General features: G+C 69.0%; 12 protein-coding genes. 1 reads left to right on the forward strand and 11 read right to left on the reverse strand.

Features of this window, described 5'->3' with window-relative positions; genetic code table 11:
• Positions 1–130 precede the first annotated feature (130 nt).
• The 6 genes from ACIGHN_RS14785 to ACIGHN_RS14810 form a co-directional block, all read right to left on the reverse strand.
• Positions 131–994, reverse strand: coding sequence for a PhzF family phenazine biosynthesis protein (locus ACIGHN_RS14785; RefSeq protein WP_396504992.1), 864 nt, complete (start codon positions 992–994; stop codon positions 131–133).
• Positions 995–1,005: 11 nt separating this feature from the next.
• Positions 1,006–1,635, reverse strand: a complete 630-nt coding sequence (locus ACIGHN_RS14790; protein WP_056420126.1) for a glutathione S-transferase — start codon at positions 1,633–1,635, stop codon at positions 1,006–1,008.
• Positions 1,636–1,638: 3 nt separating this feature from the next.
• The gene (locus tag ACIGHN_RS14795; RefSeq protein WP_396504993.1) at positions 1,639–2,859 is read right to left on the reverse strand and encodes a PLP-dependent aminotransferase family protein; all 1,221 of its coding nucleotides are present in this window, start codon (positions 2,857–2,859) and stop codon (positions 1,639–1,641) included.
• Between the two features lie 66 nt (positions 2,860–2,925).
• Complete coding sequence (locus ACIGHN_RS14800; protein ID WP_056420580.1) at positions 2,926–3,255, reverse strand: DHCW motif cupin fold protein; 330 nt, start codon at positions 3,253–3,255, stop codon at positions 2,926–2,928.
• 60 nt (positions 3,256–3,315) lie between these two features.
• Positions 3,316–4,230: a DMT family transporter gene (locus ACIGHN_RS14805; protein ID WP_396504994.1), complete on the reverse strand. Its 915-nt coding sequence runs from the start codon at positions 4,228–4,230 to the stop codon at positions 3,316–3,318.
• Positions 4,227–4,841 carry a LysE family translocator gene (locus tag ACIGHN_RS14810; RefSeq protein ID WP_056420118.1) on the reverse strand — a complete coding sequence of 205 codons (615 nt, stop codon included), beginning with the start codon at positions 4,839–4,841 and terminating at the stop codon, positions 4,227–4,229. Before ACIGHN_RS14810 ends, ACIGHN_RS14805 begins: the two co-directional genes overlap by 4 nt.
• 192 nt (positions 4,842–5,033) lie before the next feature.
• Between ACIGHN_RS14810 and ACIGHN_RS14815 the strand changes: the two genes are divergently transcribed.
• Complete coding sequence (locus tag ACIGHN_RS14815; protein WP_396504995.1) at positions 5,034–6,521, forward strand: PLP-dependent aminotransferase family protein; 1,488 nt, start codon at positions 5,034–5,036, stop codon at positions 6,519–6,521.
• Positions 6,522–6,710: 189 nt separating this feature from the next.
• Here the strand turns inward: ACIGHN_RS14815 and ACIGHN_RS14820 are convergent, their stop codons facing one another.
• From ACIGHN_RS14820 to ACIGHN_RS14840, 5 genes are all read right to left on the reverse strand, one after another.
• Positions 6,711–7,937, reverse strand: coding sequence for an HDOD domain-containing protein (locus tag ACIGHN_RS14820; protein WP_396504996.1), 1,227 nt, complete (start codon positions 7,935–7,937; stop codon positions 6,711–6,713).
• A 71-nt stretch (positions 7,938–8,008) separates the two neighbouring features.
• On the reverse strand, positions 8,009–9,262 hold the full coding sequence (gene flgL, locus ACIGHN_RS14825; protein ID WP_056420110.1) for a flagellar hook-associated protein FlgL: 1,254 nt from the start codon (positions 9,260–9,262) through the stop codon (positions 8,009–8,011).
• 31 nt (positions 9,263–9,293) lie between these two features.
• Positions 9,294–11,270 (reverse strand): flagellar hook-associated protein FlgK, encoded by a 1,977-nt coding sequence (gene flgK / locus ACIGHN_RS14830; protein ID WP_056420108.1) that lies wholly within the window; start codon positions 11,268–11,270, stop codon positions 9,294–9,296.
• 16 nt (positions 11,271–11,286) lie between these two features.
• Complete coding sequence (gene flgJ / locus ACIGHN_RS14835; RefSeq protein WP_396504997.1) at positions 11,287–12,207, reverse strand: flagellar assembly peptidoglycan hydrolase FlgJ; 921 nt, start codon at positions 12,205–12,207, stop codon at positions 11,287–11,289.
• Between the two features lie 142 nt (positions 12,208–12,349).
• Positions 12,350–13,492, reverse strand: coding sequence for a flagellar basal body P-ring protein FlgI (locus tag ACIGHN_RS14840; RefSeq protein ID WP_056420103.1), 1,143 nt, complete (start codon positions 13,490–13,492; stop codon positions 12,350–12,352).
• Positions 13,493–13,594: the final 102 nt, after the last annotated feature.

The raw sequence follows: 13,594 nt of genomic DNA on the forward strand, positions 1-13,594 counted from the left end.
GGAAGAGGGGGCAGAGGACGGAAACGCCGGGGGCGCGACCGGCACTCTCGCGGCGTTGCTGCTGTGGGTTCGGTCGGCCCTTGGGGCCGGGTGGATCAACCGCTGGGGAGCGGGGCGATGGAAGGTGATTTCACAGCAGCACGGTCCCTTCGATGCAGGTGACGGCCTGGCCGCCGACCCAGATTTGCCCGGCATCGTCCTGTCGAATGTTCACGCGCCCGGCGCGCCCCAGGCATTCGCCCTGGGCCACGAGGTAGCTTCGCGGTGCCAGGCCGTCCGCGATCAGCCACTCCGCCAGGCTCGCGTTCAGCGTGCCGGTGACCGGGTCCTCCGGGTTGCCCATGGGCGCGGCAAAGGCGCGCACCACGGCGCCGGGCTGGCGCGTGTCGCTGGCCTGCGGGCCGACGTGGATCACGCCCACGTCCTGGCCCAGGTCCTTGAGGCGCGCATGGTCGGGTGTGAGGCCGAGCACCGTCTGGGCGCTGTCGAGCAGCAGGCCCAGCCACACCGGGCCGTTGTCCAGCATCTGCGCGCCGCGGATCTGCTGCGGGCGCACGCCCAGGGCGCTGGCAACCAGCGGCACCAGTGCCGGGCTGGGCGCGCTGCGCGTCAAGGGCGGCGCGGCAAAGGCCAGCGTGCTGCAGCTGTGCTCCACGCGCACCAGGCCCAGCGCCGATTCCTGCATCACCATGCCTGCCACGCGCGGTGCGTGGCCAGCCTGCAGCCAGGCGTGGCAGGTGCCCAGCGTGGGGTGGCCGGCAAACGGCAGTTCGCCATTGGGGCTGAAGATGCGCACCCGGTAGTCCGCGCCCGCCGCACGCCCCGCCTCGGTGGGGGGCAGCAGGAAGGTCGTCTCCGACAGGTTGGTCCAGGCGGCGAAGCGGCGCATGTCGCTGTCGCTCAGGTCCAGCGCATCCAGCACCACCGCGACGGGGTTGCCATAGCCGGGCCGGTCGCTGAACACGTCGATCTGCTTGAAAGGGCGCTGGTGCATGGGGTGTGCGCTCAGGACAGGGGTTGGTCGAGAACGCCGAGTGCGCCGGTGCGGCTGCTCACGGCCTGGTACCAGCGCTCCAGGTGCGGCCGCGCAGGACGCTCCTGCGGCAGGCCCCACCAGCGGTGGATCTCGCAGCCCACGGGGATGTCGGCCATGGTGAAGCGCTCGCCGGCCATGAAGGGCTGGCGCGCCAGGTGGGCGTCCAGCATCGCCATGAGCGGCTCGGTCACGGCCACCGATGCGGCAATGAGCGCGTCATTGCGCTGAGCGGCGGGTGTGCGCACCCACTGCAGGAAGGCATCGCGCCCGGCGGGGTTCAGCGTGGTCTGCTGCCAGTCCATCCACTGCTCGGCCACGAAGCGCGCGGGCAGGTCTTCGGGGTACAGGTTGCCCAGCGAATGCCGGGCGCACAGGTAGCGCACGATGGTGTTGGACTCCCACAGCACCGCGCCCGTGTCCTCGTCCTCGACCAGCGGCACCAGGCCGTTCGGGTTCAAGGCCAGATAGCGGGGCTCGCGCACGATGCCGAACTGTCCGCCCGCATCGGTGCGCTGCACCGACGGCAGGCCCAGCTCCTGCACGGCCCACACCACCTTGCGCACGTTGATGGACGACATGCGTCCCCAGAGCCGCAGCATGTGTCAGCCCTTGGCCTGCGCCGCCAGCTGGTCTTTGATCGCACCTGCCAGCGCCGCGATGCCGGTGGCGATCTGCTCCACGCTGGAGGTCACGAACGACAGGCGCAGCGTGCGCTGGTCGGCGTTGTCGGCATAGAAGGCAGCGCCGGGCACGAAAGCCACGTTGCGCTCCACGGCCTTGGGCAGCAGCTCCACCGCGCTCATGCCGTCGGGCAGGCGCACCCACAGGAACATGCCGCCGTCCGGGCGGTTCCAGTGCACGTCCAGGCCCTGCATCTCCTTCGTCAGCGCAGCCAGCATGGCTTCGCACTGCTGCTTGTACAGCGCGCGGATGGTGGGCACGTGGCGGTCCAGGAAGTTGCCCTTCATCACCTCGGCCACCAGGCGCTGGTTGTAGCCGGGGGTGTGCAGGTCGGCCGCCTGCTTGGCCTGCAGCAGCTTGGGGTACACCGCCTTCGGGGCCACGACGAAGCCCAGGCGCAGGCCGGGGGCCAGCACCTTGGAGAACGAGCCCATGTAGATGCAGCCATCGGGGTTGCGGGCCGTGAGCGGTGCGGGCGGCGGGTTGTCGAACCACAGGTCGCCGTAGGGGTTGTCTTCGACCAGGGGCAGGTTCAGCTCGGCCGCGGCCGTCACCAGTTCGGCGCGGCGCGCATCGCTCATGGTGCGGCCGGTGGGGTTCTGGAAGTTGGGCAGCACATACAGGAAGCGGGCCTTGTCGGCACCGGTGCCCACCTTGGCCTTGAGGTCGTCGACCAGCACGCCTTCATCGTCGCTGGCCACGGACACCACGGTGGGCTCCATGGGCGTGAAGGCCTGCAGGGCGCCCAGGTAGGTGGGTGTTTCGACCAGCACGCGGCTGCCTTCGTCGATGAGCACCTTGGCGATCAAATCCAGCGCCTGCTGCGAGCCGGTGGTGATCAGCACCTGGTCGGCATCCACGTCCCAGGGCAGGAAGTCGGCGATGGCCTGGCGCAGCGGGGCGTAGCCTTCGCTGGCGGCGTACTGCAGCGCGGCGGGGCCGTCGTTGGCCAGCACGGCGGCCGAGGCTTCGGCAAAGGCCGAGACCGGGAAGGTCTTGGGCGAGGGCAGGCCGCCCGCCAGGCTGATGATGCCGGGCTTCTCGGTGACCTTGAGGATCTCGCGGATGACCGAAGGGTTCATGCGCTCGGCGCGGCGCGCCAGCGTCCAGGTGCCGGTGGTGGGAAGGTCGTTCAGTTTCACTGTTGTTCTCCTTCGGGCAGCCTCGCAGCGGCCGCCCAGGTTGCTAGGTCGTCTTCAAAAAATCAGTCAGTCCACGATGAACAGCGTGGCCCCGTTCGGCGCGGTGGAACGGTGTGGTTCCGCATTGTCCGCCACCTGGTAGCTCATGCCGGGGGTCAGCGTGAAGGTGCGGCCGTCTTCCAGCTCGGTGTGCAATTCTCCGCTCAGGCACAGCAGCACGTGGCCCTTCACGCACCAGTGGTCCGACACATAGCCCGGCGTGTACTCGACCATGCGCACGCGCAGGTCGCCGAGCTGCTGGGTGCGCCAGAACGCCTGGCCGGCCTGCGCGCTCTTTTCCTCGCGGGGCAGGGCCGACCAGTCGGTGGTGGCGAACGGGATGTTGTGCATCTGCATCTTCTGGACTCCTTCAAACGCGCCGCGGCCTGGATCGCGGCGCACAGGGGGTGCTGGCGGTCATGCGGCGGCTCCCTGGTGGACGGGCATCTTCTTGCCCACAAAAACGGTGGCGATCACGGCCAGTGCGAAGCAGGCGGTCATCAGGTCCAGCCGCTCGCCCAGCAGCGGCACGGCGAACAGCAGGCTCAAAAAGGGCTGCACCAGCTGGATCTGGCTGACCCGCACGGCGCCCAGCGCCAGCGCGCGGTACCAGGCAAAGAAGCCGATCCACATCGAGAACAGCGCCACGTAGGCAAACCCCGTCCAGGCCATTGTGCTGACCGCGCCAGGCACGGCGGGTGCGAACCACCAGGCCACCGGCAGCGTGAGCGGCAGGCTCAAGGCCAGCACCCAGCAGATCACCTGCTCGGCGCCCAGGCTGGGCGTGAGGCGCGCACCGCCGATGTAGCCGAAGGCGCCCGTGGTCATCGCGATGATGAGGTAGATGTTCGCCGCGCCCAGGTAGAAGCCGCCCGCACGCCAGGCCATGAAGCCCAGCACCAGGCCGCTGCCCACCACCGCGCACACCCAGAAGCCCGCCGAGGGCCGCTGGCGGTACCACAGCGCGCCCAGCACCGCCGTGGACAAGGGCAGCAGCGCCGTGACCACCGCGCCGTGCGTGCTGGGAACGTGGCGCAGCGCCAGCGCCAGGAACAGCGGGAACCCGACGATCACGCCGAACGCGGTCACGCCCAGCAGCGGCCACTCTGCGCGCCGCGGCACGTTCAGTTGCCCCCGGCCGCGTTGCCACGCGAGATACGCAACGGACAGCAGCCCGGCCACCGCAGCACGGCCGAAGGTGACGAACCATGGCGACAGCTGCGGTGCGTCCACCGGGCCCACGGCCAGGCGCGTCATCGGCAGCGTGGCCGCGAACAGGGTCACGCCCACCAAGCCCCAGACCAATGCTTCGCGTTCCTGGGCGTGGTTCATAGGGTGAGCATCCACACGGCGGTGATCACCAGCACCAGGGCCAGGGCGCGGTTGAACCAGAGCAGGCGGGTGCCCTGGGCCAGCCACTGGCGCAGCAGCGAGCCGACCAGGGCGTACACGAAATTGCTGGCGAAGGCGAACAGCATCATCACCACGCAGATGATCGCCAGGCGCTCGCCCGGGTTGGCGGCCGGCTGCCCGGCCGCGTTGACCACCCAGCCCGCGCTGAGCGTGAGCGCCAGCATCCAGGCCTTGATGTTCACGAACTGCAAGCCCACGCCCTGCCAGAAGGTCACGTTCAGGCGGGCACTGTCCACTTCGGCCAGTTGGCCGGCACGGCTGAGCTTGTAGGCGAGCCACAGCATGTAGGCCACGCCCAGCAGCGTCACGCCCCAGCGCAGGGCGGGCACGCCGGTGATCAGTGCACCCAGGCCCAGGCCGCTGGCGAGCATGAGCAGCGTCCATCCCGTGGGCACCGCAAAGCAAAAGCGCAGCGCGCGCCGCAGGCCCAGGTTGGCCGCGAGGGCCGTGGACAGCGTGGTGTTGGGCCCCGGCGAGAAGCTCATCGCGGTGCAGAACAGCAGCAGGGCAGTCAGTTCGGGGGCGCTCATGGTGCGGGAGGGGCGGTGTTCCGGGTGGGGAAACTTGTCAACGATCAGGCTTCAATGTAATCTTGTGCGTCAGTACACAACCAATACAGTTCAGCAACGCAGTTCGCAATCTGTATTGGCCGCGATAACAGTACACAAGCGCCCTGCAAGCCCACCGCAGGAACTGCGCATGCACACCGCAAGGACCCCGCCATGCTGATGAAAACCACCACCCAGTCGCTGACCGAGCAGCTGTCGGCGCGCTTTGGCGAGCGCATCCGCAACCGGCTGCTGGCACCGGGCGCGCGCCTGCCGTCGGTGCGTCAGTGTGCGCAGCAGCACGGCGTGAGCCCGTCGACCGTGGTCGCGGCGTACGACCAACTGCTTGCGCAGGGCCTGGTGGAGGCGCGCAAGAACCGCGGGTTCTTCGTGCGCGAAATGGCCACGGGCCTGGCCGAGCGCGCGCCCGAGGACGAGGCCGACACCCCCGAGGCCGAGCGCGGCATGGGCAACTGGAGCACCGCCCACTGGTTTGCGGCCCGCAGCGCCGGGCGCGGCGCTGCGCGCGGGGCGCCGCCGGTCAATGCCACGGCGCTGATCCGCGGCATGTTCCACAAGATCAGCGACAAGCCCCAGCCCGGCATGGGCGTGTTCCCGCCCGACTGGCTCGAATCGACCTTCATGCCCGCGGCCGTGCGCAAGGTGACCAGCACCCGCGCGCTGAACGACTTTTCGCTGCAGTACGGCGAGCCGCTGGGCGACACGGGGCTGCGCAGGGTGCTGTCCAAGAAGCTCGCCACGCTGAACGTGCATGCCGCGCCCGAGAACATCATCACCACCGTGGGCGCGACGCACGCGCTCGACATCGTGAGCCGCACGCTGCTGCGTCCGGGTGACCCGGTGATGGTGGAGGAGCCCGGCTGGGCCGTGGAGTTTGCGCGGCTGGCGGCCCTGGGCATGCACATCCTGCCCGTGCCGCGCCGCGCCGACGGGCCCGACCTGGAGGTCATGGCCCGGTACTGCGAGGTGCACCAGCCCAAGCTGTATGTGAGCGTGAGCGTGTTCCACAACCCTACCGGCTACTGCCTGTCGCCGGGCAGCGCGCACCGCATCCTGCAGCTGGCCAACCAGCACAACTTCCACATCGTCGAGGACGACACCTACAGCCACATCGCACCCGAGCACGCGACGCGCCTCACCGCGCTCGACGGCCTGCAGCGCACCATCTACGTGAGCGGCTTCGCCAAGATCCTCGCGCCCAACTGGCGCATCGGCTTTCTGGCCGCGCCGTCGTCACTCATCGAGCAACTGCTGGACACCAAGCTGCTGGCCACGCTGACCACGCCCGCGCTGTTGGAAAAAGCCCTGGCGCTGTGCATCGAACAAGGCCAGCTGCGCCGCCACGCCGAGCGCATCCGCACCCGCCTGGACGCCGCCCGTGCACGCAGCGTGAAGCTGGCGCTCGGCGCAGGCTGCACCTTCGCCGCCGAGCCTGTGGGCCTGTTCGGCTGGGTGGAGACCGGCGTGGACACCGACGCGCTCGCGCAGCGCATGCTGGACGAGGGCTACCTGCTGGCGCCCGGCGCGCTGTTCCATGCCGAGCGCAAGCCGAGCACACTTATGCGCATCAACTTCGCGACCACGCAGGAGGCGGCGTTCTGGAAGACGTTTGCGCGCGTGCGCGATGACCAGGGGCGCTGAGCCGGTAGAGAGGGCTGGCGCGAGGCCCCACCGCACCACCAACGAGTTAAGAAGCCGGAACCCGAAACCCGGAACCCGGCCATCGTGTGCATGGGCGCTGCCACGGCCAGTACCACCGAGAATGCGGCTTTGCCGGGCACCCGTGGCGTCACCTTCGGGGGATGGCGCGAAGCGGCGCAGAGGGGAAACTTATTTCCTCTCGACTTCGAGGTCGGACAGCACGCGCAGCAGCGCGCGGTTGACTTCTTCCAGGTCCATCTCGTGCGTCTCGCACAGCTGGCGGATGGCGCTGGCGTCGTCCGTCTCCAGCGCGCAGGCCATCTGCAGGCCGGCGGCGTACGGGCCGGTGTGCAGCACGGTGGCGTCGTAGATGCGTTCGGACAGCGGCAGGCGGCGCAGGATGGTGCCCAGGGGCTCGCCCATCAGGTCGTCGATCTGCGACAGCAGGCCGCACAGATAGATCTCGCGGCGCAGGTCGTTCTCGATGCCTGCGTCCAGCAGGTGGGCGGTGAGCTCGGCGCGCATCACCATGGATTCGCGCACGGGCTGCATGTTGGGGTCGGTGCTGGCGTGCGGCAGCTGGTCGGACAGCCAGCGCTTGATGGAGCCGTAGCCCATCATCACCAGGCCCCGGCGCAGCGAGTCGATGCCCGTGCGCAGGCCCAGCGCCGCCGAGTTGGTGTAGACCATGAAGCGGTAGGCCAGCAGCGGGTCCTCGCCCATGATGGCTTCGAAGGTCTCGAGCGACTGCTCCGCGTCGATGGCCTTCATGAGCTTGAAGATCACTGCGTGCGACGGCTGCTGCGGGTGGTGGCGCAGGCTGTAGAGCACGTCTTCGGCGGGCCAGCCGGCCAGCGCCATGGCGTTGTGCTCGTCCAGGCAGCGCTCCATCAGCGCGCGGCTGGCGATGCCTTCGTACATCTGCCCGGCCAGGATGGGCGGGCCGGAGCGCGCGCCCGCGGCGCCGGGGCGGCCGGGGGCGGGTGGCTTCAGGGCTGCCACCGCGTCTTCGGGCCGCAGGCTCAGCAGGCTGTTGTCAAAGCACTGGGCCACATCGGGCTCGGGCAGCTTGCCCAGCTCGCCGCGCCACACCAGCCGCAGGCCGCGCTGGTGCGCTGCCTTCACGCGGGTGTAGATGGCCGAGTCGGCGAGCCATTCGCCGCGCACCTCGATCCACGGAGCGCCGCGCGGCGCGTGTTCGAGCATGTCGCACAGCAACTGGCGGTTCTGGGGCGACAGCAGGATAGGCGGGGAGCTGGCGGACCACAGCTCCTGCAGCGTGCGCAGCAAATGCGCGGCGTCGACCACCACCGATGCATCGTTGTGGGCATAGAGCTGGATGCCCGCGAGCTTGCGGGCCCGGCTCCACAGGGGGCGGTAGCCCAGAATCAGGCTGCCAAGGACAGATTGGACCATGTGCTCTCAGGCGTTGTCTCGTGGGGTCCGTTCCCCGGCTGGGGGCGCAGTGAGCCGTGGGCAGACCCGCGTTAGCTGATGAAGTTGAACAGGGACAGTTTCTGAACCTGCGCGTAGGACTTGAGGGCGGCCTCGTAGCCCACCTGCTGGTTCTGGAAGTCCGAGATCCCCTGGATCATATCGAGATCCTCCGCCCGCGACCGGTCGCCTTCGAGCTGCACGGAGCGTTTCTCCTGGTCGCCGGTGATGCGGTCCGCGCGGTTGAGCAGCTCGCCCGCATAGCCGCGCATGTTGTGGATGCGTTCGAGGCCGATGTCCATGTTGCCCAGCGCCTGGCCCACGGCCTGCGCCGCCGCATTGCTGTCCGGCGCGTTGCGGATGTCGCGGATCGCGGCGTCCATGGTGCTGAACATGCTGGGGCTGGGCTGCAGCGTGATGGTGTCGCCGTTGGCCGGCGTGCCCTTGATGTCGAAGGTCAACCCGGGGATGCCGGCGACCGTGACGTTCATGGGCTTGTCCGACGGGAAATCGGGCACCGTCACCGGGGCCGACACGGCACCCGTGGTGGTGTTGGTGATGGTGTAGGTGGCCGTGGTGGTGCCGGCCGTGGCGCCGGGCCCGACCGCGCTGAAGGCGATCGAGTAGTTGTCGCCCGTCACCAGGCTCGCGTCCACGGGCTTGATGGCCGTGGTGTTGAGGAAGCGGCTGCTCGGGATGGTGCTCACGCCGGCCGTGTACACGCCGTCGCGCTGCGGGTCGAACATGAAGGCGGCTTCGCCGTCGAGTGTGCCGGGGATGGTCACGCCGGAGCTGGCAGCCTGGCCGGGCAGGCCGTTGAAGTTGTAGTCGGGCGAGCTGCTCAGGGGTCCGAGGAACGGCGCCAGCGCGCTGCCCAGTGCGCCGAGCAGCGGGATGCCGTTGGTGTCCTTGCGGTTGGCCACCTCCACCAGCTGCTCGCGCAGTCCCTGCAGCTGGTTGGCGATGGTGGCGCGGTCGTTCGGGGTCAGGGCGGCGCTGCCGGCGTTCACCACCAGTTCGCGGAAGTTCTGCACCAGGTCGACCGCATCGCCCAGCGCGGACTCGGCCTGCGCGACGGCGTTGCGCTGGGTTTCCAGCGCGCGCTGCTCGGTCTGGATGCGGGCCAGGCGGTTGATGGCGCGTTCGGCCTGCGCGGCCGACACGGGGTCGTCGCTCGCGCGCACCACGCGTTTGCCGGAGGTGAGGTTCTCCTGCAGGTTGGACAGGTTGGTCTGCCGCGTGCCCAGGTTGCGCAGGGCGTTGTCGTACATGTTGGCGGTGCCAATGCGGTAGATGCTGCTGCTCATGGGAGGCTCCTAGCTCTGTGCGGTGCGGGCATCAGCGGCCCAGGCCCTGGATCAGCGAGTCGAAGATGTTCTGCGCGATCTGGATCATTTTGGACGATGCCTGGTAGGCCTGCTGGTACTGGATCAGGCGGGCGGCCTCTTCGTCCAGGTTCACGCCCGAGATCGCAGTGCGGTCGCGCTCCAGGTTGGAGGCGATGGTGGTGGACAGCTCCGCCGCGAACAGCGAGCTCTGCGTGCGGGTGCCCACCTGCGCGATGGCGCCGGCGTAGCCGTCGGAGAGTGTGGATTCGTCGAACATCTTCACGTCGCGCAGGCCCATCAGCGCGCTGGCGTTGCCCGAGTTGCGGGTGAAGGTGTCGCCGTACTGCGGGTCCGACGCATTGCCGATGACCACCGTGTCGCCCGTGTTGGGCGTGCCCTGCAGCTTGATCTCCCAGCCGTTGATGCTGATGGGTGCGCCCGGGGTGTAGGGCTGCGCGGTGGCCACGGTGGTGGGCGGCGCGGTGCCGCGGTTGAGCACGTCGTACGTGGTGGGCGGGCCGGCGGTGAACTGCAGCTGGATGCCGCCCAGGATGGGGGGCACGGCTGCAGGGTTGGCGTTGGGCGGCAGCACCAGCCCGGGCGGGTTGGGCAGACCGGTGGCCTTGAGGCCCGCCAGCTGCATGGTGCCGCCGTTGGACGTGCCCATGGCGGCGTTGACCGGGTTGGCCACGGCCAGGTCGCGCGGCGAATACACCAGCGCCTGGATGTTGCTGGCGGCCGTGCTGAACGGCTTGAACAGCATGCGCTCGCCCGGGTTGCCCGGCGTGGTCAGGTTGAAGTTGAGCCCGTCGATCTGCAGCGTGGCCAGGTTGGCGGCGCTGGTGAATGCGGTGGACTTGCCGTCCGACAGACGCACCACCTGGCCAGCGGTGCCGGTGGTGAAGCGGATCTCGTAGTCCGATGCGGCGAACTGCGTGGGGCCGGTGAAGGAGACGGTGCCCACGCCCGCGCCGTTGGTGTGGCCGGGCATGCTGGCGGGCAGCGAGAAAAGGTCCTTGCCCAGCGCGCCGTCGAGCGTGAGGCCCAGGTTGTGCTGGTCGTTCATCGTCGTGCCGATGGCCATCGCCATGCGGCCCAGCAGGTTGCGGCCTTCCGCCAGGTCGGTGTTGTTGAAGCGCAGCAGGCCCGACATGGAGCCGCCGCCCAGCACGTTCTCGTCCATCTCGATGGCGGGCGAGCCGGGGCGGTTGAAGAACAGCTTGATCTGACCGCTGCCCGGGAAGGCGGTGGCGTCGTCCACCGAGAGGCTGGTGGCGGTGGTGCCCAGCACCAGCGGCTGGCTGCCGGCCACGAACAGGCCCACGGTGCCGTCGTCGGCCGGGATCTGCGTGGTCTGGATGTACTGGTTGATGTCGCGGATGACCTGGTCGCGCTGGTCCAGCAGGTCGTTGGGTGTCTGGCCGTTGCCCTTGGCGCGGGCGATCTGCTCGTTGATGCTGGCCATTTGCTTGGCCAGGCTGTTCACCGCGGTGACGCTGCTGCCCAGCTGCTCGCTGACGGTGTACTGAATCTCGTTGAGCCGGTCGGCGGCCGAGCGCATGCGTGCGGCGGTCTCGTCCATGCGGGTGAGGACCACCGTGCGGGCGGTGATGTCGGTGGGGGCGCTCACCACGTCGGAGAACGCGTTCATCATGTCGTTGATGGCCGCGCCCAGGCCGGCGGTGCCGCCGCTGAAGACCTCCTGCAGCTGGCGCAGGCGCTCGGCGCGCACGATGTCGGCCGATTGCACCGAGCCGGCCGTGGCCGACTGGCGCGTGAGCAGCTCGCTCTGGTTGCGCAGGATGGTCTGCACGTCCACGCCCTGGCCGATGTAGCCGCCACCGGTGAACTGGCCCTGCACCGTCTGCAGCACCACGGTCTGGCGCGAATAGCCGGGCGTGTTGACGTTGGCGATGTTGTGGCCTGCGGTCTGCAGGGCGACCTGGTTGGCCAGCAGTGCGCGGGCGCCGACGTTGAGCAGGCTCATGGCTTACCTCGCGTTCTCATGCCTGGGCACGTTGAGTGCGCAGCGCGCTGTTGATGGCGCCGCTGAGCTTCTTGGCGTAGTCCGGGTCCGTCGCGTACCCGGCCTTTTGCAGCTCGGCGGCGTAGGCCACGGCCGAGCCGGTCTTGGCCGTGGCCTGGGCCTTTTCGTAGCGGGGGTTGTCGTTGATCAGTCGTGCGTAGTCGCGGAACGAATCCTCGTACGAGTCGTAGGCGCGGAACTTGGCCGTCACCTTCTGGGGCTTGCCGTTGATGAATTCGGTGGTCGTGATCTCGGCGACCTTGCCCGTCCAGCCCTTGCCGGCCTTGATGCCGAACAGGTTGAACGAGTTGGAGCCGTCCTTGTGGCGGATCTCGCTCTTGCCCCAGCCGGTTTCATGGCCGGCCTGGCCGAGCATGAAGCTCGCCGGTATGCCGCTGTCCTGGGCCACGCGCTCCGCCGTGCCCGAGAGGTGCTGCACGAAGCCTTCGCGGCCCTTGGGCGCCTGCATGGTGGCCTCTGCGGGCGCGCTGCCCGAAGCCGCGCCCGCGCCGGGCAGGGAGCGCTGCAGGCTCAGCGTGGACGGCACGGAGAAGGTGGTGTCGGCCCCGCCCATCTGGCGCGACAGCTGGCGCGCGATGGCTTCGGACAGGCCGCCCTGCATGCCGGCCATGTTCACCGACAGCTGCTGGTCCAGCATGTCCTGGCCGAGGTTGGCCTGCTCGCCTTCCATCAGGCCGGACTTCATCGTCGCGTCGCGCATGCTCTTGATCAGCTCGCGCATGAACAGCGATTCGAACTGCTTGGCCACCTCGCGCGTGGTCTGCGCGTTGTTGGCCGTGCCCGCGTCGTATTTGAGCGAGTTCAGCGAGCGGATGTCCACCGCCAGCGCGTTCGACGTGCTGGTGGTGCTACCGGAGGAGGGCAGGGTCATGGCCATGGTCAAGCTCCTTGGCGCGGTGTCTCTTGCCCGTTGCGCGTCGCACAGGCACGGCCCAGGCCAGCGACCGCCGCAGAACTGGCTTTGCCAGGCTGCTGGCGGTGTCCCCCTGGGGGGAAGACGCGAAGCGGCTCAGGGGGGGTCATATGACTTCCAGTTCGGCGTTCAGGGCGCCGGCGGCCTTGATGGCCTGCAGGATGGCCAGCAGGTCGCCGGGCGTGGCGCCCAGCGTGTTCAGCGCCTTGACCACGTCTGCCAACTGGGGCGACGGGGGCATCTGGATGATGTTGCCCGGCTCCTGGTTGATGCGGATGTCGCTTTGCTGCGCCACCACGGTCTGCCCTTGCGAGAGCGGGTTGGGCTGGCTGATGACGGGCGTGGAGCTGATGGTGATCGACAGGTTGCCGTGCGCGATGGCGCAGGGGCCCAGGGTGACCGCCTGGTTGAGCACCACGGAGCCGGTGCGGGCATTGATGACCACCTTGGCGGCCGGTGTCATGGCTTCGAGCTGCAGCTCTTCGAGGTCGGCGATGAAGCCGACGCGGGCGCCCGGGTCGATGGGGGCGCGCACCTGCACCGTGCGGCCGTCCAGCGCCGTGGCCAGGCCGTTGCCCAGCTTGGTGTTGATGGCCTGCGCCACGCGGCGGGCCACCTGGAAGTCGGAGGCGTTGAGCCCCAGGTTGATGGTGGCACCCTCGTTCAGCGGCGTGGGCACCGCCCGCTCGACCTGCGCGCCCTGCGGCACGCGGCCGGCGCTCAGGTGGTTGATCTGGACCTTGCTGCCGCCGGCGGAGGCGCCTGCGCCACCGACGACCACGTTGCCCTGGGCCAGCGCGTAGATCTCGCCGTCGGCACCGCGCAGGGGCGTGACGATCAGCGTGCCGCCCTTGAGCGACTTGGCGTTGCCCATGGAAGACACGTTGATGTCGATCATCTGCCCGGGCTGCGCAAACGCGGGCAGCTGCGCCGTGACGATCACCGCCGCCACGTTCTTGAGCTGCAGTTGATTGGCCGAGCCGGGCGGCAGACTGATGCCCATCTGCTGCAGGTAGTTCGACATCGCCTGCGTGGTGTAGGGCATCTGCGTGGTCTGGTCGCCGGTGCCGTCCAGGCCCACGATCAGGCCGTAGCCCGTCAACTGGTTGCTGCGCACGCCTTGCACCGCGGCCACTTCCTTGATGCGCAGCGCATGGGCGGGCAGCGCCACACCAGCAGCCACAAAGGCCAGCAGCAGCCACAGCGCGCGCGCAGAGCGTGGCAGGAGGGAATGGGACAAGGCTTTCATGGCATCGATTGTGGTCGGCCCCGCCAGGAACTAAAACCCAAAAAGAAGCAGGTTCACCGGCTTATTGCGTGCGTTCCCGGATGGGTGGGGAACGGCCAGCGG

It is taken from the genome of Acidovorax sp. NPDC077693 (genome assembly GCF_044542805.1).
Taxonomy (GTDB): domain Bacteria; phylum Pseudomonadota; class Gammaproteobacteria; order Burkholderiales; family Burkholderiaceae_C; genus Acidovorax.